23 protein-coding genes, 3 tRNA genes and 1 pseudogene are annotated in these 25453 nt (G+C 36.1%); 15 read left to right on the forward strand and 12 right to left on the reverse strand.

Annotation, left to right across the window (positions count from 1 at the left end):
- Positions 1 to 6: 6 nt before the first annotated feature.
- The 3 genes from ABWU55_RS06895 to ABWU55_RS06905 are packed head-to-tail and all read right to left on the reverse strand — an operon-like array spanning position 7 to position 5275.
- The gene (locus tag ABWU55_RS06895; RefSeq protein ID WP_213863603.1) at positions 7 to 2571 is read right to left on the reverse strand and encodes a type IV secretion system protein; all 2565 of its coding nucleotides are present in this window, start codon (positions 2569 to 2571) and stop codon (positions 7 to 9) included.
- Entirely contained in the window at positions 2564 to 4969 is a 2406-nt protein-coding gene (locus ABWU55_RS06900; protein ID WP_353286577.1) for a VirB4 family type IV secretion/conjugal transfer ATPase, read from the reverse strand. Before ABWU55_RS06900 ends, ABWU55_RS06895 begins: the two co-directional genes overlap by 8 nt.
- Positions 4970 to 4978: 9 nt before the next feature.
- A complete protein-coding gene (locus ABWU55_RS06905) occupies positions 4979 to 5275 on the reverse strand; it encodes a type IV secretion system protein VirB3 (RefSeq protein ID WP_007548615.1) in 297 nt (98 codons plus the stop codon).
- A gap of 108 nt (positions 5276 to 5383) precedes the next feature.
- On the opposite strand from ABWU55_RS06905, the gene ABWU55_RS06910 reads away from it, so the two are divergent.
- Entirely contained in the window at positions 5384 to 6919 is a 1536-nt protein-coding gene (locus tag ABWU55_RS06910; protein ID WP_010082403.1) for a lysine--tRNA ligase, read from the forward strand.
- A gap of 1061 nt (positions 6920 to 7980) precedes the next feature.
- Here ABWU55_RS06910 and alaS read toward each other — a convergent pair.
- The gene (alaS, locus tag ABWU55_RS06920; RefSeq protein WP_353286289.1) at positions 7981 to 10614 is read right to left on the reverse strand and encodes an alanine--tRNA ligase; all 2634 of its coding nucleotides are present in this window, start codon (positions 10612 to 10614) and stop codon (positions 7981 to 7983) included.
- Between the two features lie 165 nt (positions 10615 to 10779).
- On the opposite strand from alaS, the gene ABWU55_RS06925 reads away from it, so the two are divergent.
- The 7 genes from ABWU55_RS06925 to gpmI all read left to right on the forward strand — a co-directional run bounded on the left by ABWU55_RS06925 (position 10780) and on the right by gpmI (position 16560).
- Complete coding sequence (locus ABWU55_RS06925; RefSeq protein WP_010962890.1) at positions 10780 to 11223, forward strand: PAS domain-containing protein; 444 nt, start codon at positions 10780 to 10782, stop codon at positions 11221 to 11223.
- Positions 11224 to 11321: 98 nt separating this feature from the next.
- Positions 11322 to 11528, forward strand: coding sequence for a 50S ribosomal protein L35 (gene rpmI, locus ABWU55_RS06930; protein WP_007548610.1), 207 nt, complete (start codon positions 11322 to 11324; stop codon positions 11526 to 11528).
- A gap of 20 nt (positions 11529 to 11548) precedes the next feature.
- Complete coding sequence (gene rplT, locus ABWU55_RS06935; protein ID WP_353286290.1) at positions 11549 to 11914, forward strand: 50S ribosomal protein L20; 366 nt, start codon at positions 11549 to 11551, stop codon at positions 11912 to 11914.
- 12 nt (positions 11915 to 11926) lie between these two features.
- Positions 11927 to 12826, forward strand: coding sequence for a methionyl-tRNA formyltransferase (gene fmt / locus ABWU55_RS06940; RefSeq protein ID WP_209472592.1), 900 nt, complete (start codon positions 11927 to 11929; stop codon positions 12824 to 12826).
- Positions 12827 to 12906: 80 nt separating this feature from the next.
- Positions 12907 to 14418, forward strand: coding sequence for a bifunctional phosphoribosylaminoimidazolecarboxamide formyltransferase/IMP cyclohydrolase (purH, locus tag ABWU55_RS06945; RefSeq protein ID WP_353286291.1), 1512 nt, complete (start codon positions 12907 to 12909; stop codon positions 14416 to 14418).
- A 516-nt stretch (positions 14419 to 14934) separates the two neighbouring features.
- Positions 14935 to 15006: transfer RNA gene (locus ABWU55_RS06950), tRNA-Asn, on the forward strand.
- Positions 15007 to 15039: 33 nt separating this feature from the next.
- Positions 15040 to 16560 carry a 2,3-bisphosphoglycerate-independent phosphoglycerate mutase gene (gene gpmI, locus ABWU55_RS06955; RefSeq protein WP_353286292.1) on the forward strand — a complete coding sequence of 507 codons (1521 nt, stop codon included), beginning with the start codon at positions 15040 to 15042 and terminating at the stop codon, positions 16558 to 16560.
- 39 nt (positions 16561 to 16599) lie between these two features.
- On the opposite strand, the gene fabD is transcribed toward gpmI, so the two are convergent.
- A complete protein-coding gene (gene fabD, locus ABWU55_RS06960) occupies positions 16600 to 17580 on the reverse strand; it encodes an ACP S-malonyltransferase (RefSeq protein ID WP_155969147.1) in 981 nt (326 codons plus the stop codon).
- Between the two features lie 128 nt (positions 17581 to 17708).
- Between fabD and rpmE the strand changes: the two genes are divergently transcribed.
- The 3 genes from rpmE to ABWU55_RS06975 all read left to right on the forward strand — a co-directional run bounded on the left by rpmE (position 17709) and on the right by ABWU55_RS06975 (position 20184).
- Positions 17709 to 17912 (forward strand): 50S ribosomal protein L31, encoded by a 204-nt coding sequence (rpmE, locus tag ABWU55_RS06965; protein ID WP_007548602.1) that lies wholly within the window; start codon positions 17709 to 17711, stop codon positions 17910 to 17912.
- Positions 17913 to 17950: 38 nt separating this feature from the next.
- Positions 17951 to 18745: an NAD kinase gene (locus ABWU55_RS06970; protein WP_353286293.1), complete on the forward strand. Its 795-nt coding sequence runs from the start codon at positions 17951 to 17953 to the stop codon at positions 18743 to 18745.
- An 83-nt stretch (positions 18746 to 18828) separates the two neighbouring features.
- Positions 18829 to 20184 (forward strand): hypothetical protein, encoded by a 1356-nt coding sequence (locus tag ABWU55_RS06975; RefSeq protein WP_353286294.1) that lies wholly within the window; start codon positions 18829 to 18831, stop codon positions 20182 to 20184.
- 240 nt (positions 20185 to 20424) lie between these two features.
- On the opposite strand, the gene ABWU55_RS06980 is transcribed toward ABWU55_RS06975, so the two are convergent.
- From ABWU55_RS06980 to ABWU55_RS07010, 7 genes and pseudogenes are all read right to left on the reverse strand, one after another.
- Entirely contained in the window at positions 20425 to 20589 is a 165-nt protein-coding gene (locus ABWU55_RS06980) for an IS3 family transposase (RefSeq protein ID WP_080717614.1), read from the reverse strand.
- Positions 20579 to 20743 (reverse strand): DDE-type integrase/transposase/recombinase, encoded by a 165-nt coding sequence (locus tag ABWU55_RS06985; RefSeq protein WP_156768661.1) that lies wholly within the window; start codon positions 20741 to 20743, stop codon positions 20579 to 20581. The genes ABWU55_RS06980 and ABWU55_RS06985 overlap by 11 nt, the downstream gene beginning before the upstream one ends.
- A gap of 84 nt (positions 20744 to 20827) precedes the next feature.
- Positions 20828 to 21169 (reverse strand): IS3 family transposase, encoded by a 342-nt coding sequence (locus ABWU55_RS06990; protein ID WP_095866567.1) that lies wholly within the window; start codon positions 21167 to 21169, stop codon positions 20828 to 20830.
- Positions 21170 to 21190: 21 nt separating this feature from the next.
- Positions 21191 to 21475 carry a transposase gene (locus ABWU55_RS06995; RefSeq protein WP_038198869.1) on the reverse strand — a complete coding sequence of 95 codons (285 nt, stop codon included), beginning with the start codon at positions 21473 to 21475 and terminating at the stop codon, positions 21191 to 21193.
- Positions 21476 to 21547: 72 nt separating this feature from the next.
- Positions 21548 to 22192: pseudogene (locus ABWU55_RS07000) on the reverse strand (IS630 transposase-related protein); the annotation flags it as partial.
- Between the two features lie 33 nt (positions 22193 to 22225).
- A complete protein-coding gene (locus ABWU55_RS07005; RefSeq protein ID WP_155969141.1) occupies positions 22226 to 22591 on the reverse strand; it encodes a transposase in 366 nt (121 codons plus the stop codon).
- 663 nt (positions 22592 to 23254) lie between these two features.
- Positions 23255 to 23327: transfer RNA gene (locus tag ABWU55_RS07010), tRNA-Gly, on the reverse strand.
- Between the two features lie 180 nt (positions 23328 to 23507).
- Here ABWU55_RS07010 and ABWU55_RS07015 point away from each other — a divergent pair.
- The 4 genes from ABWU55_RS07015 (at position 23508) to ABWU55_RS07030 (ending at position 25422) form a co-directional block, all read left to right on the forward strand.
- Positions 23508 to 24128: a ribonuclease D gene (locus ABWU55_RS07015; RefSeq protein ID WP_010962900.1), complete on the forward strand. Its 621-nt coding sequence runs from the start codon at positions 23508 to 23510 to the stop codon at positions 24126 to 24128.
- 116 nt (positions 24129 to 24244) lie between these two features.
- Entirely contained in the window at positions 24245 to 24568 is a 324-nt protein-coding gene (trxA, locus tag ABWU55_RS07020; RefSeq protein ID WP_209472576.1) for a thioredoxin, read from the forward strand.
- A 42-nt stretch (positions 24569 to 24610) separates the two neighbouring features.
- Positions 24611 to 24687, forward strand: a tRNA-Ile gene (locus ABWU55_RS07025).
- 78 nt (positions 24688 to 24765) lie between these two features.
- Positions 24766 to 25422, forward strand: a complete 657-nt coding sequence (locus ABWU55_RS07030; protein ID WP_022626367.1) for a CADD family putative folate metabolism protein — start codon at positions 24766 to 24768, stop codon at positions 25420 to 25422.
- Positions 25423 to 25453: the final 31 nt, after the last annotated feature.

Below are 25453 nucleotides of genomic sequence, written 5' to 3' on the forward strand. Positions count from 1 at the left end.
TCCAACTCATTCAGTGCTTTTGTTAACACTCTCGGAGCTACTAGAACCAGAACCTCGAGATTTACTCTTGTCTCCACCACTCAACTTCTTAGCAGCAGCACCAGCAACTCCAGCAACACCCCCAGCAGCAGCTTTGGCAGCAGATAAAGCTTTGCCCACCATTTGTCCAGGTGTCTGACCTGAGCCAAGTGCTGCTCTATGGTTACCAGCAAGTTCAGCAGCCATGCCAGGAAGAATGTTTAAAAAGTGGTAAAAGAGGAATAATACTAAACACAATTTTAATAATTCTCCGATGAGAGAGCTGCCAAACTCCATGTATGTAAAGTCGAATAGACCAAGTATGCTGCTCTTTTTAAAGCTATAATTTTGCATCATACATGCAAGAGTAGTTTCATTTTTATCACATTCCCCATCTTTCAATTTAAACCACTGTTTTTTCTTACTATATGAGATTTCTGCTTGTTTCTTTTCATATGACTTGTCCGGTTGTTCATTTTTATATGACTCGTCCAGTTCAAAATTTAAATTTTTAAAATAGATTTTATCACATGCTATGAACATAAAGGACAAAAACGCAAAAAGGATAACCGGGTATAAGCTATAGGTAATCAACTCTTTCACCCAGCCTTCAAAATATCCTTTGGTGTGTTGGAATAAAACCATAGGAATGAACAAAGGTGATAAAATGATGATTACACTTAAAGCAACTAGAGATAAAATAAATACATAGCACAGCCACAAAATAACCATCATCATCAGAACGGCCATAAATATACAGACAAGAGCTACTAAAATTTGTCCACCAGCAAAAATAATACCGATTACCGAACCTGCAACTAATAAGACAGGAGCAGCACCAAGCAAGACTGCTAACGTTGCAACACCTCCAGTACCAATTTTGCCACCAATTCCATCTAAAGGGGCACCTAAATAAAATAAAATTCTACAATCAAGCCTATCCCAAGGTGCAAGATAACTGTAAGATACCCTCTTTCCTGCACGAGTATATTCATAATCTGTACCTGCTTTATAATTACATATGCCTTTACTTTCAGATGATGCTTTTAGCACTATCTCTGACAAACCATTTGAGAGACGAGTTAATTCTCCATAATAATGAGACATGGTACTGCCTGTTGTGAAGTAAATCACTAAAGCGAATTTTATGATCAACATATACATTTCTTGAGGCCTCTGAACTCCACCAGACATGGCTTTTATAGAGAACAGTATTAAAGCTAAAACTAAAACAGCAGTTACAGTGTTTTTCAGCCTTTTCTGTGCTACAGATATAAAACTCTCACCATTTGGTGCACCTTTACCTGCAACTAAATTATCTAACGATTCCTTAATGCATTGCACTATCATAGAAGTTACGGGAATAGGAGCTAATGATTTACTCCCTGCCTGGTTATAACAAGCTTCAGAAACATACGAGCTAAAACAGCCAGCATTATCATAACCTACAAAAATTTTCCCCCCTTGTCCGTTGAGTCTTTTTTCTTTAGATCTGATAATAGTTTTATAGTCATCATTATTACCAATAGGAACTTTTTCCTCTCCTGTACCATCTTTATTTTTGAATATCATCACAGATTTTTCACACATAGGAGCAAGTGGGTCAGGTGGCAATTCCGTGCACCCCATATCAACCCCTTGCGGCCAAGGAGTCATTTCGATACCAAGCATGCTAACACTGGCTAACTCCACACATAATCTGCCCGTTTTTCTCACTGCTTTGAATGTAGCTCCATGTATGGGTTCGCTCTGTCCTGCTTTGAGAACTCTACATTCCAGACCACCATCAACCTTCGAGGACCATGACCCATCTACGTATCCAGTGTCTTTCTCCCTGACATCAAAGTCTATGTATCCAGGTTTTCCTCTGGAATTAAAGTCTACCTTATTAAAAAGATTACCAAAAGTTAAAGGGTTTCGATGACATACTTCTATATATTCACTGTATTGCACACCATTTTTTGGCCAGTAATAACTCTCTGTACTCTCCTGAACGTTAGAATTTAAGGCTTCTTTTTCTGCTCTTTTCCCGTCATAATCTTTTTTGTTCACGTCTTCCCGAGCTTTATTTTGCAAACAAGAAAAATATTCCTCTTCTGTTTGGTAATTTTCATTGGTGCAGCCACTATAACCTGTGTCTTCTAATTTAAAATTTTTGTATTTTCCATCATGATCACGTGCAACTGGGTGTTTAACAAAACTATGTTCACAAACAACAAGCCCTCCTATCGCTTTCCAGACTCCAACAATTGCAGCTATCATTCCAACAATAACAAGAGCGGTAAACAAACCAGCAGAAGAAACAATCAAAACAATGCCAGTAAATATTGCGCCAACAGCAATCGCTATTCCAGCAAGTGCTGCAGCTGTTTTAAACGCTCCACAATCAGGATTAGAGGCACGACTAAAACTGCCAGTGGAATTAAATCTGCTAACAAATTCTGTCTTGTCAGTACCACTTACTCCATCTGCAAGCACTGGATATGAGAGTAAAAAGTCTATATTTAGTAAAAATATCGCAATTAATAGCAATGACAGCTTAGTCTTAAACATTTTTTACCTTCTGATAAAATATAGGCAACCATACTTTTGGGTTGTCCCCAACTTCATTTAATATATCGTGTAACAATAGAACACTTTCTGCACGTCCGGATAATACGTTGATTATATCATCCAGGCCTTTTAAGTCTATTCTAGCTACTACAGCATTGACTCCTTGTTTCACCAAAAAGAATCTAGTACTCGGATCTGTGTGCTTAATTAATATATATTCACGTTCAGTTAACATAAAAACATCCCGATAGACACTAGTAGCTTTCAGATTTGGTAAAAAAATCTGTGTCGCTGTTTGTTGTACAAGCGTATCGCTAATAGTACTTTTACTTGCATCCTCAACACTCTGAGTAGCAAAAATCACAAAAGCATTTAGTTTTCTCAGTACCTTCAACCAGTCTTTTATCTTGGGTGCAAAAACTGGATTATCTATTAACGCCCATGCCTCATCAAGAACGATAATAGATGGAGTGCCATCAAGAGATATACTAATCCTATGAAATAAATAAATCAAGACCGGTCCAAGAGCAACAGGATCTTTGAGCAAGCTAGCCATCTCAAAACCAAATACTCTTGCTCGTGAAAAATCTAGCAAATCTTCTTTATTGTCAAATATTGCAGCATGAGAACCATTATCATGCCACATAGATATTGCCCCAGCTAGAGTATCAGGACCTGCAAGCCCTAAAAACGGTACGAGGTTTCTCAAGAATCTGTCTTCTTTTCTTAATTTAAAATTTCCTTCAATTGCATCATTAATTCGTGCAATATCTTCTGAAGTAAATTTATCATTATATACCGAAATTAAAGACTTTATCCACTCCATTAAAAATGTTCTATTATCAGAGGTATCATCAAGTTGTAAAGGATTAAAATTTGTTTTAGTTCTTGGTTCTATTACAGTATAGATACCACTAAGTGCTCTTAAGAAAATCTCTGCACCGCGATCTTTATCAAAAAAGAATATCCTTGGAGAAAACTTCATCGCTTGGGCACACAGGAAATTCATTAAAACAGTTTTACCAGCACCAGTTGGGCCAATTATCATAGTGTGTCCAACATCCCTTATATGAAAGTTGAAAAAAAATGGAGTACCAGATGTCGTGTCAAAAACTGTAACGGCATCTCCCCAGTGGTTATTGAATTTATTACCAGTAGGATAATTATGTTGAGATGCAAATCCAGCCAAATTAAGACTACTTATTGTAGCTTTTCTCACTATATAATCGAAATTACCAGGAATTTGCGCCCAAAATGCTGGTTCAAGGTTAACTCTCTCACGTATAGGGTAAACACCGCAATTAGAAAGCTCTGATTCTACCAACGACAGAGCGTTATCCAATGATTTAGGACTTTTTTCTATACATAAAATAGTCAGGTGATGTTGACCAAACGCAATCTTACCACTCATTGCGTCATCAAGCGCTTGAGAAATTTCTGCTATTTGAGAAATAGCTTTATCTGCAGACTGTATCATTCGATTTTGCTGTATCTGGATTTTTCCAATCGCCATTTGCCTGTTTATAAATTGAAAAGATTGCGTAATTATAAACTCGTAAGGAAGTTGTAAAAACGAATCAAGCATTCCTGCAGAAGTATGATTTCCATATTCTTTGATACTAATTATTCCAGCATATTTACTCTCATTATGAGTCACAACCTGTATCATCTTACGGCCAAAGAATAACCTATGTACTGGTAAGTATCTTGATATTTCAGTTCTTAGCGGAAAAAGCGTATTTGTAACGAAGCCACAATTTACGATTCTAGATAGAAACTCCATTATTTCGCAGAACAAACCATCTGGAGTTTCTTTTACTCCAAGAATTTTAGGCGAATAATTTCTAAGGCTTGTCACTACACGATTTGTCGTTTCCTCTAAATCTTCATACGTGGCACGTATATCACTTTCCCAAGCATGTTTTGAAGTTACATGTCCGAATTTTTTTAGTAGATGTGACAAAAATTCTACTCCTTTTGTGTCCGCTCTACGGATAATCGTAATGTATAGGTCATTAATAAATGATTGCCTTGTTGCGTGTTTTTCTCTCCATTTTAGATTTACGTGATTAGCGAAAAAATTCGGCAAACCTTGACTTGCAAATTCATCAGAAAAAATATTTTTCTTACGTCTGATAGTATGAAAATACAAACTAAATGCCGGAGATGAAATGCTTCTTAGCATCTGATTCCTGATGTTGTTCTGTATGACTAAATCCTCGTCATCGGCAGTTTCAAATGCAAAACCACTTAATTTTATAACCTTAACCAACCAATTTTCTTTTGTCATCAAGGTTGTGCTATTCCAATAGCAAGAATAAGGAATAAATTCAGCAGCGTGAACTTCCCTGTTCAGAGTAGATTTATTCTTTGATTGAATAGCCCTAAACCTCAGCATCACACAACGTTAAGCAATATCATAAGAATTGGCTCCATGGTAAAAACGATTTAAACATTTCGAGCACTTTCCCAATTTTACCATAAATAATTCAATAAACAACGGTTCTTTTGCAGAAGCTATATAACCAAGTCCATGTATACCTGGTAACATTAAGAGAATCACTCTTAAATCATTTGAATTAATGAAAATTAGCATGCAAATCAGGACGTTTAATATTGCAAACATATAACTCACACCAAAGAGCATTGCAGGTCTTGTAAGACCTTTAAATAATTGATCTGTTTGTATACTACCTGTGGACATATCTTTAACCTTCTAATAATAGCTCTAACACTAATACTATATCATTATATTAAAAATCCATTGAAACTAGTAGCACTTTAAGTTAAGATACATTATTTAATCCCGATAATGACAAATTGGCCATTTCAAGAAGCAGAAAAAATATTGCAAGAGTTTCCTAATAAAAAAGAAATAATATTTGAAACTGGTTATGGACCCTCTGGTTTACCCCACATAGGAACCTTTGGAGAGGTTTTCCGCACTACAGTTATTGTAAATGCATTAAAAAAAATAGCTCCTGGTATAAAAACCAAAATCATTGCAGTTTCAGATGATATGGATGGTTTGCGAAAAATACCAGATAATGTGCCAAATCAAGAGATGCTAAGAGAGCACTTAAATAAACCATTGACTATGATACCTGATCCATTTGGCACTCATCAGAGTTATGGTCATCATATGAATTCATTGTTGTGTAAATTTCTTGATATGTTTGAATTTGAATACGAGTTCAGGAGTGCAACAGAGTGTTATAAATCTGGCGTTTACGATGAAAAACTTTTACTCTTACTGAAAAATTATGATAAAGTGATGGACGTAATGCTTCCATCATTTCGGGAAGAAAGACAGCAGACTTATAGTCCATTCTTGCCAATATGCCCAAAAACTTCTCAAGTTTTACAAGTTCCAGTAATTGAAACAAATACAGAGAAAGGAACAATCACATATGAAGACCCAAACGGGGAAAAAATAGAAGTTCCAGTGACAAAAGGAAAATGTAAACTGCAATGGAAACCTGATTGGGGAATGAGGTGGGCCGCATTTGGAGTAAATTACGAAGCTCACGGAAAAGATTTAACTCCATCTGCTGTGCTTTCAAGTCAAATATGTGAAATACTTGGAGAAAAGCCACCACTTCTGTTTTGCTACGAGCTTTTCCTTGATAAAGAAGGAAAGAAAATATCAAAATCAAAAGGAAATGGCATTTCAATTGAAGAGTGGCTAACTTACGCACCAACAGAGAGCTTAGCATTGTACATTTTTCAGAGTCCTAAAAAAGCTAAACGTTTATATTTTGATGTGATACCAAAATCAACTGATGAATATTTAGAATTTGTAAAGCGTTATCATGAGAACAAAGAAAAGGATATAAATAATCCTGCTTGGCACATTCACCAGGGCAATGTTCCCAGTATAGAAACTTCAGGCATAAATTTCTCACTACTTTTAAACCTAGCAGCAGCTTGTAATGCTGAAAACAAAGAGATCCTATGGGGTTTTATATCCTCTTATGCACCAAACGTTACACCAGAAAATAATAAAATGCTTGATAGACTTTCAGACTTTGCAGTAAAGTATTATCACGATTTTATCAAGCCAACAAAATCATATAAAACTCCAAATGAAAAAGAAAAAGCAGCGTTACTAGATTTGAAGGACACTTTACATTCTCTATCTACAACTGCTACTGCTGAAGAAATTCAATCTCAGGTATTTTCTATTGGAAAAAAATATGATTACACCAACTTACGTGACTGGTTTCAGCTATTATATGAAACGTTACTTGGCCAAAAAACCGGTCCAAGAATGGGATCTTTCATAAAGCTTTACGGAATAGGTAATACGATTTCTCTCATAGAAAGCGCTACTAAATGTATACTTTAGAGTTTACCTCCTTTCATTTGAGCTCTTTAGTTTTAATAAGAATTCCTTGACAAACTCCGCTAGCCCCCTTATCATGAAACTGAAGCTATTGTATTTGCTTTCGCCAATCTGCAGATTAAAAGGTAAGGATTACTTAATGTATCGGCGTCTTATGTTCAATTTTTTGCAGTATATAGATACTGTATGTCTTTACAAAACTTCATCTACATCTAGATTTTTATCTAAATAAGCTGAACGCGCTTATAAAGCGTTACAAGACATCAAAAAATGCCAATACTCGACAGAGATAGTAAAAGACTAGCTAACTCGGGGATTCTTTGTCTTTTTTTCTGCTTAGTAAATTTCTTAAACGTTTGCAGCGTAAGTTAGTTGCAATTAAAAGCAGCTGAATTTCGCTTGTCAAGCGTTTAAAACATAAAAAACGCCAATATTTTAAAGCGGATAATAACCACGGGGCTTCTTTTGCCTTTTTTTTCATTTGGTAAATTTCTTAATGTTTGTGGCTAAACGACAACCGTCATCCCGCTACTTGTTAGCGGGATCTCTTGTTAGCGGCTGAGATACCGCGAATGAATCGCGGTATGACGGTTCGCGGCGGCATGACGATAAGGTTTATACCTTGTCATCCCAGTGCTTGACACTGGGATCCAGCTTTCTTTATAAATTCACCAAAAGTGCTTCATTCTATAACGCAAAACCCATACTCACCAAATCCAATGCATTACTTGCAATTAAGTTTCCTGGATCCCAGTGTCTGGGCACTGGGATGACACCATCATAAAGGAATCAGTGTCAGCTACTTTCATGACACCATTCTTTTTCCTGGATCCAAGTAGTCGAGCTACTTGGATGACAGCTAGCCTGACAACCGTCATCCCGCTACCTGTTAGCGGGATCTATGCTAAGAGATACCGCGAATGAATCGCGGTATGACGGTTTGCAACGGTATGACGGTTCGCGGCGGCATAGTAATTCGTCATCCCGCTGCTTGTTAGCGGGATCTCTTGTTAGCGGCTAAGAGATACCGCGAATGAATCGCGGTATGACGGTGTAGACGATGGTTAAGTATCCCGCTGCTTGTTAGCGCCGCGGCGGTATGACGGTTCGTGGTGGTATGACGTAGAGTGCTTAGAAGCTGTTATTTTGCTATAAATGGCTGTAATGGCATCATCTATTTTATTGCTATCACAGCCTGTTTGTGCAAGTTCAGCATTCCCACCACAGTTCTTTTTAACTGCTATGGATATTAGTTCTTTTGCGCTAATCTTATTGATTAAGTCTTTACTTACTTTAATAATCAAGACTGTTTTATCTTTTTCTGTTGCCGTGAAAGCTATTATCGTTTTTGGTTTTTGTTGCTGCAAAACAAACTCTCTTATTATATTCGCTGGAATATTGGTAAAAGCATGACTTACAAAATTTATTCCATTTATTTCAGTACTTTTTATGCTCTCTGCGCTTATAAGTTTTTTATATAAATTTTTTATTTTAGCTTCAGATTCTTTGCGCTCTTGATTTAAAATATTTAATCGGTTTATTATTTCACTTGCTGGTGCTTTTACGAATTCTGCAACTTTTTTTAAGTTAATTTCATTATCACGTACATAATCGATTGCTTCTTGACCAGTTAAAGCTTCAATTCTCCTCACTCCAAAAGCAACAGAACTCTCTGTTACTATCTTAAATAAACCGATTTCTCCAGTATGTTCAACGTGCGTGCCACCACACAGTTCCCTTGAATCTCCAATCTTCACTACTCTTACTTGATCGCTATATTTTTCGCCGAATAACGCCATAGCTCCTTCGTCTATTGCCTGATTCATGCTCTGAATTTTTGTAGATGTAGAAAGGTTTTCTCTGATTAGAGAGTTTACCATATCTTCTACTAAGAATAGCTGATCCTGAGTAACTTGAGTGTTATGACTAAAGTCAAATCGTAACTTATCCGGTGCAACTAGGGAACCTTTTTGAGTGACATGATCACCTAGAATTTTTCTGAGTGTAAAGTGCAGAAGATGTGTAGCTGAATGATTTCTTCTTAAGGTTTGCCTTCTTTCCTTGTCAATGCTTGCTGCAACTGTGTTACCTTTACAAATTGAACCGAACTTAACTATGCATCTGTGCAAATATAGGTCATTAACCTTATTGGTATTCTCGACTATAATAATACTTCTATCAGATTTGATCAGACTGCCAGTATCTCCCACTTGTCCACCTGACTCGCCATAAAAAGGTGTTTTATCAAGTATAATGGTTATCTTTTCTCCCTCCTTTGCAGAATCAATTACTTCATTTTTAGAGGAAACTATAGCTAGTATTTTCGCATCACTTACTTCATTGAACTCATAACCAACAAATTTTGTTTTGCCAAATTTATTGATCAAATCAAACCATACTTGCTCAACAGATTTTTCACCAGATCCAGACCATTTAGCGCGTGCTCTCTCTTTTTGTTCTCCCATTGCATCATCAAAACCCTTCTGGTCAAAATTTATTTTTTTCTCTTTTAAAATATCAAGTGTAATATCCAAAGGAAATCCGTAGGTGTCATATAGCTTAAACGCTGATTCTCCAGGCAAAGTATCGCCCGATTTTAAATCTGTAGTGAATTTCTCCAGGAGATTGATACCTTTCATCAAAGTGTCTTTAAAGTTTTCTTCCTCTGATTTTAACGTCGTTTCTATTAAGCTTTTAGCTCTGACTAATTCAGCTCCCATATAAGCCGAACTCGTGCTATCTATCAACACTGGAAAAATACGATGGAGTAGGGAATCATTATATCCAAGCAGGTGAATATAACGTGTGGCTCTCCTAATTAATCTGCGTAATACGTAATTCCTGCCCTCATTTCCAGGAAGCACTCCTTCTGCGATGAGAAATGCAGCCGCGCGAAGATGATCTGCTATGATCTTATGCGCTATTTTATTTTCCGTTCTTCCACAGTACTCTTGTGATTTACTTATCAGAGCAGAAAATAGATCAATATCATAGTTATCATGGACGTTTTGCATAACAGCCGCTATTCTTTCAAGGCCCATTCCAGTATCGATGCATTTTTTTGGCAATTTGTGTAAATTACCTTCTTCATCTTTGTTAAACTCCATGAATACCAGATTCCAGATTTCAACAATTCTATCGCCCTCTTGTAAATTAGGACTCCCATGGTCATAAAAAATTTCAGAACATGGACCGCACGGACCAGTGCTTCCCATACTCCAAAAGTTATCATCCGTTGTAATTCTTATGATTTTATCACTTGAAAAGCCACTTATCTTACGCCAAATCTCGTACGCCTCATCATCAGTATGGTAGACGGTTATGGATAGTCTGTTTTTATCAAGAGATAACTCTTTAGTGATAAATTCCCACGCAAATTCTATCGCAGTTTCCTTAAAGTAATCACCGAAGCTAAAATTTCCGAGCATTTCAAAAAATGTGTGATGCCGAGTTGTATAGCCAACATTTTCCAGATCATTGTGTTTACCGCCTGCTCTTAGGCACTTTTGACTTGAGACAGCACGTTTCATTTCAGTTTTTTGAGCACCAGTAAAAATATTTTTAAACTGCACCATACCAGCATTTGTGAACATGAGCGTTGGGTCATGTTCTGGAATCAAAGGAGAAGAAGAAACCTGCTCGTGGTCATTATTTACAAAAAATTTTATAAATCTTTCTCTGATTTCGTTTAGCTTCATCGTTTTTATTGAGGTTATCTATAAATAATAAGCTGCAATGGAAATAAAATCAATACCACTCTCTAGATCTCAGAACTTCTAGTGACATGCACCTTGTGGTAAGAAAAAATCAATATATTCACGATAAATTTACCTCATATCTGTGTTTTATATGTGGAAATTGGAATGGAAATTTATGTAGGCAAAGAAAAAAGAATAGCAAATGTGGTGACTCAACACTGGAATGACATAAAAGGATCAGACAGAGATTGGCCAGAAAGGCATGAAATAGACACTGCAGAAATAATGGAATCATGGCAGCATTGTTTTGTCATTGAAGTCAAGGATCAAGGTTATATTTGTGAAAATGCAGGAGAAAAGGCTGTTGAATTCTATGGTTTTGAGAAAAAGACGCGCATTGATAATAAGTATGCAATTGATGCACCATTTTTGCGACTATATAAAATAGATGCAGTTATTGATAAACTTGATACTGTAATAGAGAGTAAATGCCCGATCAATGAAGAGGAAGAAAGTGAAAGTGTTAAAATGAGGCAAGTATTGTTGCCACTTGGGAATAAAGAAGGTATAACACACATATTGGGCGTAATTACTTTTAAACTCCTTTAATATACAATTTTAATTTGATTCTTTAATAAAATTATTTATACTAATGCTTAATTACTATTAAAGAACTCAATAGTAGTGCTTGTAAATTTATTTGGAATATGAAGAAAATAAAATTAAAAACCAAATCTTCTGTGAAAAAGCGCTTTCACCTTACAGCTAAGGGTAAAGTTATTTCTACTCAGTCAGGCAAAAGGCATGGCATGGTAAAGAGAAGTAAATCTAATATTCGTAATCAGCGCGGTACAACGATTCTTGGTAAATCTGACTCGCGTATAGTTAAGCTTCATATGCCTTACGGTATTTAACAAAATGGAGGTAAAATAAAATGGCTCGGGTAAAACGTGGAGTCACTACTCACGCTCGTCATAAAAAAATATTGAAACTGGCAAAGGGTTATAGAGGGCGCGCAAAAAGTTGTTATAGAATTGCATTACAAAGAGTTGAAAAAGCACTGCAATATGCTTATAGAGACAGAAGAACCCGTAAACGTGATTTCCGTAGCTTATGGATAATACGTATTAATGCAGCAGCAAGAAAGCATGGGCTTACTTATGGTAGGTTTATGCATGGTCTTACACTTGCCGGCATTGATTTAAATAGAAAAATTCTTGCTGAGATGGCAGTTAATTATAAGGATGATTTTGCCAAATTAGTAGAAACTGTAAGTGGTAAATTAGCGGAGAATTCTTAAAGCAAAAACACCATGAGAATTATTTTCATGGGATCACCAGGATTTGCTGTTAATTCTCTGAGCTTGTTACTGAAATCAAAGAGCGAAGTGGTGGCAGTATACACCAAGGCTCCAAAACCTTCGGGGCGTGGACAGAAGCCAACGAAATCTCCAGTACATGTTATCGCTGAAGAAAGTAACATAGAGGTATGTACTCCTATCTCTCTAAAGTTCTCGGCAGAGCAAGAAAAATTTAGAAATTTCAAGCCAGACGTTGCGGTTGTTGCCGCGTATGGATTGATACTTCCAAGAGAAATTTTGAATATTCCAAAATATGGTTGTATTAATATTCATCCTTCATTACTACCAAGGTGGCGTGGTGCAGCCCCGATACAGCACACAATTTTAGCAGGAGATCAAGAAACCGGGGTTAGCATTATGCAATTGGATGAAGGATTAGATTCCGGCCCTATTTTAAAACAGGAAAAATTTCTTATCGAAAAGAACGATAACTACAAGACATTGCATGATAAATTGTCTGAATTAGGCAGTGATTTACTGCTTGAGGTATTAAATGAAATTGAAAAACAGGTTCCTATAGAGCAGAATGATAATGATGCATGTTACGCTAACAAAGTGGAAGACTATAAAATTTATGCAAGTGATGCCTGTGAAGTTGCTTATAGAAAGGTTAAAGCGTTTTACCCAAAAGCGTTCATCAAGATAGAGAATAAACGTATCAGGATACTTGATGCTGACTTTGAAGCTCTCGCTTCAGAACAAGGCAAGATCGTTAATGATAATATGCACATAAGTTTAAAAGGTGGCACTTTAATTCCTAAAGTTGTACAAATGGAAGGGAGAAATCCTTGCAGTATTGAAGATTTTATTCGTGGCTTGAAATCAAGCATGGTAAAAAAATTTATAGAATAGACTGCTTTAAATTAGTGTAGAAATGTAATAGCTAAATTTCCTTTTCTTAGATATAATCTTAAAAAACTTTCCATATAAAAATGAAAATAAAAAGAGCTTTAATATCAGTATACGATAAAACGAATATAATTGATCTTGCATCGTTTTTAACGCAGCAACAAATAGAAATTCTTTCAACGGGCAATACTTATAAAGTGCTATCTAGTGCAGGAATAAAAACACAAGAGGTCTCAGATTACACACAATTTCCAGAGATACTGGGTGGTAGAGTGAAAACTTTACACCCTAAAATTCATGGAGGAATACTTTATGATCGAGAAAAGCATAAAAAGGAAGTGCAAGATCTAGGTATTGAGCCAATAGACCTGCTTATCACTAACCTATACCCATTTTGGGAGACAGTAAGTAGCGGCTCAAATGAAGAGCAAATTATAGAACAAATTGATATCGGCGGAGTGGCGTTAATTAGAGCTGCAGCAAAAAACTTTCGTTTTACTTCAGTTATTTCTAGCATTCAAGACTACGAAGCACTAAAAGCTGAGATGATAAAAAATAACAATGAAACAACATTGGAATATAGAAAATATTTAGCAACCAAAGCATTTGCTCTTACTGCACACTACGATTCTAATATTCACAGTTGGTTTTTATCCCAGAGTAAAAATAATGAGTTACCAGAGTTTTTTGCTCTATACGGGCATAAAGTACAAGAACTCAGGTATGGTGAAAATCCCCATCAAAAAGCTGCATTTTATAGTAATCAATTTACAGAATATCCGTTGGAAAAACTACATGGAAAAGAGTTGAGTTATAATAATATAGTAGATATAGAATCCGCACTTAACATAACTTCTGAATTCGAAGAACCTGCAGCAGTGATAATCAAGCATAATAACCCATGTGGCGCTGCTATTGGTAATAATGCTTTGGAGGCATATGAAAAAGCTCTATCGTGCGATGAAGTAAGCAGTTTTGGTGGTATAGTTGCCTTAAACCGGAAGATAGATTTAAAGCTAGCAGAAAAATTAAACGAGATATTTTTGGAAGTAGTGATAGCACCATCGGTAAACAATGAGGCACTAAAAATTTTACAAAGAAAGAAAAATTTAAGAGTGATTATTCATAAATCTTTTCAACAAAATGTGAAATACCAAACTAAAAATGTTGTTGGTGGGTTTTTGGTGCAAGAAAATAATGACCACACAATAAAAGCAGAACAAGTAACAAAGTGCACTACAACAGAAAAAGAAAAGGAAGATCTTATTTTTGCCTGGAAAATATGTAAACATGTGAAATCCAACGCAATAGTTATAGCAAAAGATGGTTGTGCTATTGGCATCGGCGCAGGGCAAACAAGCAGAATAGATAGTGTGAACATTGCAGTGAAAAAAGCAGGTGAAAAATGTAAAGGTGCAGTGCTTGCTTCAGATGCATTTTTTCCATTCCCAGATAGCATAGTAGAAAGTGCAAAACATGGAATTACAGCTATAATTCAGCCCGGCGGCTCGCTGAAAGATCAAGATGTGATAAAAGCTGCAAATGAAAATAAAATTGCTATGTTTTTCACTGGCGTTCGCAGTTTTTTCCATTAGGCTTTGTGTCTTATCGTCATACCGCCACAAACCGTCATACCGCGATTCATTCGCGGTATCTCAGCCGCTAACAAGAGATCCCGCTAACAAGCAGCGGGATGACGGCTGTCGCTTAGCCACAAACGTTAAAAAATTTACCAAATAAAAAAAAAGGCAAAGAAGCCCCGTGGTGCGAGTTTTGACCCTCTAATACTTTAAATTGGCGCTGTAATAATGTGCTAACGCTTAAAATAAGCGCGATTTGGCTGAATGTAGAAAAAATTAAAAAGACATGCAGCCGCTATAATTTTATGTAATCCGCCAATAGATACTCCAAGTTTTTTACTGAATTTTTGTTATTGAACCCGCGCGGATCAAAAACAAGTTTTGAGTCAGAAATACCCTTAATACTACAATAAGAGGGCTGGCGGAGTTTGTCAAGTAAGTTTTTTTGTTTCTATGGGTCAGTTGGACTTAAAGTCTACACAAAAAACGTTTACAACCAACGTTCAACATGGTAAATTAAAAACGGTTTATTCCTCGGTAGCTCAGTGGTAGAGCAGTTGGCTGTTAACCAATTGGTCGCTGGTTCGAATCCGGCCCGGGGAGCTCTTCTCTGTGAAATTCTAGTGTTGATTTTATATGAACATTAAATCAGTGGTTTTATGTATACTAGATGGCTGGGGAAATGGAATAGAGAATAATAAATACAACGCTATCAGCAACGCAAATCCACCCTGTTGGCAATATATTAGCTCTAATTATCCAAAATGCAGTTTATCCGCCTGTGGAGCTGATGTGGGGTTACCTGGTGGTCAAATAGGTAACTCAGAAGTTGGCCATATGAATATTGGCAGTGGTAGAGTGGTAATACAAAGCCTTCAGCGCATTAATCAAGAGATTGGAACAATAGAAAACAATGTAAATCTACAAAGTTTTATTAGTAATCTAAAAAGTAAGAACGGGGTATGCCATATAATGGGATTAGTGTCAGATGGCGGTGTTCATTCGCATCAAAAGCATATTTCAACTTTAGCAAATAAAATATCACAGCATGGAATAAAAGTGGTGATACATGCATTTTTAGATGGCAGAGACACATTGCCAAATTCAGGAAAAAAATGCATTCAAGAATTTACAAAGAGTATAAAGGGAAATGACACAAGAATTGCTACTGTTTCTGGGCGTTACTATGCTATGGACCGTGACAACAGGTGGAAGAGAACAATCGAAGCTTATGAGGCTATCGCATTTGCAAAGGCACCTTGTCATGATAATGCAGTATCGTTGATTGAGAATAACTATCAAAATAACATAACTGATGAGTTTATCAGGCCCGCAGTAATAGGTGATTATCAAGGTATAAAACCAGAAGATGGAGTGCTGTTGGCTAACTTTCGTGCTGATCGAATGATACAATTAGCAAGTATTTTGCTTGGCAAAACAGATTACGCTAAGGTAGCAAAATTCTCTTCAATTTTAAGTATGATGAAGTATAAAGAAGATCTCAAAATTCCTTATATTTTTCCTCCTACTTCTTTCGCTGATACTCTAGGACAAACAATAGAAGACAATAAATTACGACAATTACGTATCGCCGAAACCGAGAAATACGCTCATGTGACTTTCTTTTTCAATTGTGGAAAAGAAGAACCTTTCTCTGGTGAAGAAAGAATACTCATTCCCTCACCAAAAGTTCAAACTTACGATTTGCAGCCCGAAATGTCAGCCTTCGAGCTCACAGAAAAGCTTGTAGAAAAAATTCACTCCCAAGAATTCGCACTGATAGTTGTAAATTACGCTAATCCTGATATGGTAGGACATACAGGTAATATAAAAGCAGCCGAGAAAGCTGTGCTAGCTGTAGATGATTGTCTTGCAAAAGTGCTGAGTGCTGTTAAAAAGTCAAGCAACACCGCGTTAATTGTCACTGCAGACCATGGTAATGTGGAATGTATGTTCGATGAAGAAAATAATACACCTCATACAGCACACACTCTAAATAAAGTGCCATTTATTGTGTCTTGCAATAATCTAAAACTAAGAGACGGAAGGTTATCTGACATTGCCCCTACTATTTTACAGCTACTTGGAATTAAAAAACCAAACGAAATGACAGGCAGTTCGTTGATTTCTTGCATTACCCTCTGTCATTCCAGCTAGGCAGCGTTATGCACCGGAATGACATCAAATAGATGTGTTTTAACTTAATCCAACTTTTAAATTTTTCGCTGTTAGTACTAATGATTCATTAAAGAAGCTGTCAATATCACCAATACTATCTATATTTTTTGTACTGATAGATTGGTCAATTCTTTTGACCAAATTAGATAAAACTTTATTAGGGCCAATTTCAACAAATTTGTTAATGCCACGGCTTGACATATACAAAACCATTTCTCTCCATTTCACTCTGCTTACAACTTGCTTGGCGAGTAAAGTTTTTATAACTTTGGGATCACTCTCCTCTTTAGCTGTAACATTTGATATCAAAGGAACTATAGGACGGGTTATTTTAATACCCTTCAAAAACTCCAAAACTTTTTCATCAGCAGGTTTCATAAGAGATGAATGAAAAGGCCCACTAACCTGTAATTTAATTAGTTTCCTCACACTCGAGTTTTTGAATAAATCGGGTAACATTTCAAGAGCTTCTCTAGTGCCACTTATAACCACTTGTCCGCCACCGTTATCGTTTGCAATTTCACAAATTCCGTCAATTTGAACTGATTTCAATATATCTTCCACTTCATTTATCTCTGCTCCAAGCAACGCAACCATTCCGCCTTTACATTTCAGTGAAGCTTCATGCATTGCTTCGCTGCGAACTTTCAGCAGCTTGATTGCAGACTCAAGCGTTAACGCTCCTGCAGCACACAGCGCTGTATATTCGCCAACTGAATGCCCACAAACATATTTAACATTGTGATCAGTGAAAAGAGATTTGCCAAACACATGCTCCATAACACGTAGCATTGCAATTGATACTGCCATTATAGCTGGCTGAGCGTTTTCTGTAATGGTTAATTCTTCAATAGGACCGTTGAAGATTAAATGAGACAGCTTTCTATCCAATATGCTATCTACTTCATTAAATACTTGTCTTGCAACGGAAAACTCACTATATAAGCTCTTTCCCATTCCTACAAACTGAGAGCCCTGACCAGGGAAAGCGAAAATCATGATAATTATTACTTATTCCTTATTAAGTATAAGATTTTATTTATTTTTTGTCAATATTTTAGAATAATGATTGACTTAGTGAATTAAGTTCACTAGAATGTTAACTGACTAAAAGTTTATAAACAACAATGAATTATCATAAAATTATTATAGTTATGACAGACGGTCAAGAGTTTGAAACTCGTTCCACTTATGGAAAGGAGGGAGATAGGGTAAAACTTGATAGAGATCCTCTTACTCACCCTGCATGGACTGGAAGTTTGACAAGCGGGTTAGCAAGTAAAACTAGCAAATTAGCTAAGTTTAACGATAAATATGGAAGCATTTTCTAATTCTCCTCCTCTTTAAGTTTTAGAGAGTTTACTGAAGCATGCATAAATACAAAAATATAGGCTATGTTGCTTCTCCATCACCAAAATCGCAGGAAGTATCTAAACTATTACAGAAGCTTAATTTTATCAATATAACAGAAGAAAATAAGTCTGAAATTGATCTACTTATAGTTGTTGGCGGTGATGGCTTTATGCTGCGCACCTTGCATAATTACGTTATAGAAAACAAAAACATACACGTATACGGAGTAAACACTGGTAACGTTGGGTTTTTGATGAATAAGTGCTTTAGCTGCAGTGAAGATTTAATTGATCATATAGAGCATGCAACTTCAACTCAGTTAACTTTGCTAAAAATGGAAGCAACAGACACAAGTGGCAAGAGATATCATTACATAGCAGTAAACGAAGTATATGTTTTTAGAAAAGCAAACCAAATAGTAGAAATGAATATCACTATCAACGATAAGCTAAAAGTAGAAAAATTTAGAGGGGACGGAGTAATATTATCCACTCCCACAGGCAGCACTGCATATAACTTCTCTGCCGGCGGTCCAATTTTACCACTAAATTCAAATTTACTTGCACTGACCTCCATCAATAGCTATTACCCAAGGCATTGGAATGGAGCGCTAATTTCAAATGATACGATCGTACAAATTGACATTAACGACACAAAAAACCGTCCAGCACTTGTAGTATCAGATTACAAGGAGTTTCATAATATATCACAGATAAAAATACAAAAAGACCACGAAAACACAATAACTTTGCTTTTTGACAAAGATTACCCTCTGAATGAAAGAATCTTTGATAGACAATTTCTATACTAATAATTATCCGTAAATTGGTATTTACTATATCTTAATAACTATAGCGTAATCAATGCAGCATAGTAATTAATTTTGGAGTGAATATGCCTGGACCAGTAAATGAAGAACAAACAGTAACATTAATTTCTTCCACATCAATAAGTGAAGATGGCGAGATAACACCAGGAATTTTACCAATACCAGCACTTAGGACAAGTACTCCGAAAAAAAATGATGAAAATACAGCTTTAAAAGCTTTGTTAGAGGAAGAATTTAAAGAGAAAAAAAACAGCAATGCTAATTCAAGAGATCCGTTAACTCTTGAGACTCAAGTATCACCTCCTTCCCTAGAAGAAACAAAAGGTGAAGAAACTCATGTTGACGTGCCACAAAATTCAACTCTAAGCAGATCCCCTTCTCAAGAGACAGTATTTGATGATCCTGATGATCTTGATAAAACATTAACACGGTTAAGCAGAGAATCAAGTAACAAACTTAGCAATGTACCTTCAACTTCTCCACCATCATATAAGACAGATGACTCTGAAGAGTCTTTGTCACTAAATTCTGATGTAGGTGGCACAACAAATAAAAAAACAAACAGATTCTTGCCAAGAGCAAAGTATTCCATGCAGCAGAAGGGCTTTATAATTTTTACTGCAAGTGCTATTATACTCAGTATATCTGCAGCTTTATTATATTTACAAGATAAAGCAAAATTTATTGCATTTTTTACAAACAGCCCAAAATATATCACTATACCAGTTATCGCACTTGCTGCATTGCTTGCAATTGGTCCAATATTTTTTGCAACAAGGCAATTTATAGATACTGAAGAACATTCCATTCAAAAAAAAGATGCGGATAAAATTTTAGCTGAGGTGTTGGAGCACCAGCCAAAAGATAAAGCTATAAAATCTGTAAGACTGGAATATAGCAATGGCACTCATTCAAATTTTGTACTTAATGCTTGGGAAGCTAAACAAGGCTTCACTAACATTGACGAAAAAGTAATTACTAGAACTAATAAAATAAAATCAGTAATTAACGACAGACCAATATTTACTGCATTATTTACTGGTGTAGTTGCTGCAAATATAGCGTTTCCTCTAGGGCTACTTGCAACACATGGTGTTAATGGTGTACAAAAATTTTACCAAAACCCTTTGACTAATAACATAGGATTATCATTACTTATAGGTTCTGGTATACTTGCATTATCAATTATATGTCTTGGCGTGCATTATTATAGAAAAACAAATTGCACTAATCTTATATATTCGCAGGAAAAGATTGACCCTGAAAGCGTTAACAAGAAATTCATTGAAGAAATAAAACACGAAAGAACAAATGTTCTTGGGGAAAACCACGGTAAAGACGCTAAACGCAGCAGCTTAACGCTTGAGCAAGTTGTGGTTCAATCTCATAATTGTAAGGATGTTGTTTATAGTGTCGGTTAATAAAATGCATGATATAGCTAGTGCAGCCCTACGTCATACCGCTGCAGACCGTCATACCGCGATTCATTCGCGGTATCTCTAGATCCCGCTAACACGTAGCGGGATGACGATTGTCAGGGTAGCACCTCCCTCCCCTGTCATCCAAGTAGCTGACTGACCTTACCCAGAAAAAGTGGAGAGAAAGTTTGGAATGTTTTTCACAAAGAGAATGATGAATCAAAATGCTCAGGAATGCAATAGTTAATAGTGACGTTGTTTGTTATAAAAAATTTCTATGTATTCAAATATTGCAGTTCTAGTTTGTTGAGCAGAGTGTTGTGAAGTATCAATAAGTATTTCTCTTTTCAATGAGCTAAAGAAGCTTTCCACAACAGAATTGTCGTAACAACAACCTTTATGACTCATCTATGTTTTTTATGGATAAGAGATATTGATAACCTTGCGAAGTATATTGTGAACCTTGATCACTATGTAATAGTAGATTTTTGGCAGGTTTACGCTTGTTAACGGCCATTAATAAAGAGTCCATAACCAATTGTTTATTTATTGAACTGCTCATTAACTACCATGCGTGAATATAGATCGATTATTGTTGCCAAATATAGCCATCCTTCTTTGGTTTTTATATAAGTAATCCCATACTTTATTTGGTTGATCGACAATAAAGTTTTGGTCTAATATATTGGGAGCTACTGTCCGTTTGTTGTTTCTTAATTTTAAATTTTCTTCTCAATATAGCCTGAATACCATTTTTCTGCATAATACTTTGCACTGTTTTTAAGTTGCAACTTTTACCCAAAGCCTTTAATTCAGCATGAATTTTAGGAGCTCCATATCTACATTTAGAAGCTTGATATATTTTTTGAATATCTGCTAATAACTCTTTATTTGCTGATTCTCTACTGCTTATTTTCCTTGTAGTCCACTTATAGTAGCCACTAGCAGAAAACCCTACATAATTCCTGCACTTTATAGTGTTTACTATGCTCTTTTATGAAAAAATATTTTACTCTTTTTGACTGGCCAGGGCTTTTTTTAAAATGTCTCTTTCTCTTGTTACTTTTGCTAACTCTTTCTGTAAATCAAATCTCTCTTTGTCATAAGGTGCTACATCTGGAAATGCATTTGCCGCTGACTTTTTTTCGTTATATTTCTTCATCCATTTTCCTAATACACTATCCCTTATTCCTAGATCTCTTGCTACTTTTGCAACTGGTTGACCTACCTTTCTTTGTTCATTTGCCAGCTTAACAGCTTCCAATTTGAATTCTGCCGTATATTCTCTTGCCATTTCTAATCCTCCAAAATTTTATTTTACCCGAAAAAACTCCTTTCTTTCTCTCCACTTTTTCTGGGTAAGGTCAGTCTGTCCAGGTTCCAAGATCGGTGTCAAAAATTGCTCAAACCATCCATTAAAAACATCCATATTACAGTGGCCTTCAAAGGTTAACGGAACAACTATCTTTCTTCCACTTAAGGCTGCAACCATACTGATTCGTTGAGTTTTCTTTCCAGATTTTAAGGCATAAAACCGCTGTCCTTTCTGGCAATATCCGTAGTTCGGTGTTATCAATGCCAGACTCATCTATATACACTAAGTTTTTAGGTTCTTTTGTCGCTATAATTTTCAAAAATTCAGCACGTTTTTCTTCGTTTCTTTCCTTGTATCCATATGTCTTTTTTTGCGCGTAAATCCAATTTTTTTAAGGGCTCGATAGATCGTTTAGATACTAACGTTGTTCCAAAGTTTAGCCATTTCCGATAGAGTCTTTCCTCCGTGTTCTCTGGCAAATTTGGCAAAGGTATCCCAGTCGGTAATTTTGTGATTGTAACCCCCATTTCCAAGTTTTTTTGATTGAAAGTCTCCTGTTTCTTTTCTTCTTTGCTGCCACTCCCATAAAGTAGTTCGTCCAATCTTAAATCTTGCTGCCACTGTTTCTCTGCTTTCTCCTTCGTCTAGCGCTTCCATTGCTTTTTTTCTTAAATCATAACTATATGCTGCTGGCATTCAACCTCCTTATCATCATCTACCCTTATCCTATCACATCCGGACTTTTATGGAAAGAGCTATATTTTTATCAATTCTGCAATCATTTATCTTAATATTAAGTTTCTTAAACCTTCTTGATGCTTGTGAATAGCTGATAACTGCCAAATCTCTTCCTATTTGTTGCAAATACCCTTTTATAAACCCGACTGTTTGTCTTAAACCAATTCTAAAGAAACTGACGATTATATGCACCAAAATCACAACTTTATCACTATAAATATAGTTGCCGCCCTGCATTTTTGGACAATTCTCGTACCAATTTTCTATGGCGTCATTGATATAACAAAAAATGCTTCCTCTTTCTTGGAGAAATTTGTTATATTCATGGCAGTTACTGACTCTCATTTTTTGTGGCATATTTTTTCTTCAACAGTTAAATGGCTATTTATAATGAATTTTGTCAGTAACTGCCAGTTCTTTTCACTTGAGCGATGCAACAAAGCCATCCCAGTGTCACGCACTGGGATGACATCATCCTTTTTTTGGGATTCCAGCGTCACGCGCTGGAATGACACCTCTCTTGGGCTCTCTTAGCTATAAATATTAAGGAATTTACCAAACGAAAAAAAAGGCAAAAGAAGCCCCGTGGTTGGCTAATTACTTACATTATACTTTCAAGTATGGCGTTTTTTTATTCTAAACGCTTAATAACCGCGATTTAGTTGCTTTTAAGCCGCAACTAATCTAAATTATAAACATTAAGAAATTTACTAAACAGAAAAAAAGGCAAAAGAAACCCTAGGGTAGCTAGTTATTCACTATCCATTTTTTAAATCGGCGTTTTTTGATGTTTTAAATGCTTTATAAGCGCATTTCTGCTTATATTAGGTAAAAACCTAGAAATTTTATAAAGACATAAGGTGCACATAGTGCAAAAAATTAAACATGGGACGCCAGATACGTGAGTTTTTTTGTCATTTAATCTGTACAGAGAAGATAAATAAATAGCTTCAGTTTCATGATAAGGGGGCTGGCGGAGTTTGTCAAGGGATTTTTGACGAAATGATTTTGAAAGCAAAGAGCGGGAGAAGGGGTTCGAACCCTCGACCTCAACCTTGGCAAGGTTGCGCTCTACCAACTGAGCTACTCCCGCAATTAAATTAACCTAAATTTACTTAATTATAGGCATATACAGCGATTTGTAAACCCCGTGTACACGAAAAATGTGAGAGCCCATAAATTTGCGTGGTTCCTTCTATGATCTTTTCGTATACTTAAGACTCATTTTTGATTATCATAGGTTTTCAATTGTGCCAAAAAATGTATTAATTTTATGGGAATATTTTTATATAAAGACGACTTGCCAGCTAGTTCAATACCAGATGATATAAGGTCTATAGCTGTTGATACCGAGGCAATGGGGCTACTTCATAGCAGAGATAGATTATGCCTTGTGCAGCTCTCTTTTAATGATGGCAACGCTCACTTAGTTCAACTCAAGAACGATTATACAGCGCCAAATTTAAGAAAAATATTAGAGGATAAAAATATAACTAAAATATTTCACTTCGCGCGATTTGATGTGAGCATAATACGTTATTACTTGGAAACTTGGGCACTTCCGTGCTATTGCACAAAGATAGCTTCACGTTTAGTTCGCACTTACACAGATAATCATAGCTTAAAAGAGTTGTGCTTAGAGCTGCTTGATACCAAACTAAATAAGCAGCAGCAATCTTCTGATTGGGGAAATGAAAATTTAACAGACAAACAAAAAAGTTATGCTGCATCTGATGTTTTGTATCTCCACAGGATAAAGGAAAAGCTAGACTTAATGCTGGAACGTGAAAATAGAAAAGAATTGGCCCAAAAGTGCTTTGAATTTCTTCCTACTCGTATTGAGTTAGACTTAATGGGTTGGGAAAACGTGGATATCTTTAACCACCAGATGTAATAGAAGTTTTTTGTTTGTGCAAAACACTTTAGGGCAATTTTTCAAGCTCTGCGGTAAGAATTTAGTTGATTAACTGCTAATAGATACGCTATATTTTACAAAAATTTAGGTATTTTATGAGTGATGATATTACATCGGTAAATGATCAAAATTTCAAATCTGAAGTCACTGACTATAAAGGGTTTGTTCTGATAGACTTTTGGGCAGAATGGTGTGGGCCATGTAAAAGTCTAATGCCACGTATCGAACAATTGGCTAAAGACAGAAAAGGCAAGATTAAGATCTGCAAATTCGACATAGATGAAGGGACTGAAGTGCCAAGTAAGTATGGGGTTCAATCTATACCTACTTTGATTATATTTCAAGATGGTAAGGAAATTGCACGCAAAATTGGTGCAACAAATGATCTGCTAAGTTGGGTTGATAGTGAAATAAGCTAATAGACAAATTTGCTTTTGTGTGTATTATAAATATTGATAAAAGGGATTGTAGCTCAGTCGGTTAGAGCAGTTCGCTCATAACGAATTGGCCGTAGGTTCGAGTCCTACCAATCCCACCATTGTATTGATCTTAGCATGATCGTAACAATGAGAAAACTATAGTATATGAACTATATATTAATGTAATGGGGGAAATGATGGAATTTACTAAGTCTCTAAATAACAAGTTAGATGAATTGCACTTACTAAATCATCCATTTTACCAGTCATGGAATACAGGAAGCTTAAGCTTGCAAGCTTTACAAACCTATGCTAAAGAATATTATCACCACGTTGCTGCGTTTCCTCGTTACATCAGTGGTATACATTTTCTGTGCCCAGATCTAAAAATGCGACAGGTTTTACTTGGTAATTTAATAGAAGAGGAACAAGGTGATGAAAATCATCCAGAGTTATGGAAACGTTTTGCTGAAGGGCTTGGCGTTGCGCGATCTGATCTTCGTGAAAGTGCACAGATTAAGGAGACACAAGAATTAATTGATGGTTACTTTGACATTGTAAGATCAGGTTTTGCAGCAGGTCTTGGAGCCTTGTACGCTTACGAACGTCAAACTCCAGAGGTTTCCAAGTCTAAAATTGAAGGTTTAAAAAAACACTATTCAATAAGTGATGAGCGTTCTCTTCAATTTTTTACGGTCCATATGCATGCTGATGAATGGCATTCTGAGGAATGTGCAAATCTTATTGAAGATCTAGATGAAAAAGAGCAAGATAAAGTTATGCAGGGTGCTCAAAAGGGAGCAAGGCTCTTGTGGGGTTTTCTTGATGGAATGATGAATGCTAGCGTGTGTTAGTAGTTGTAAGTAGCTTAAACTCAGTGATGTT

Origin of the sequence: Wolbachia endosymbiont (group A) of Crataerina pallida (assembly GCF_964028475.1) — a bacterium.
Lineage (GTDB): Bacteria > Pseudomonadota > Alphaproteobacteria > Rickettsiales > Anaplasmataceae > Wolbachia > Wolbachia pipientis.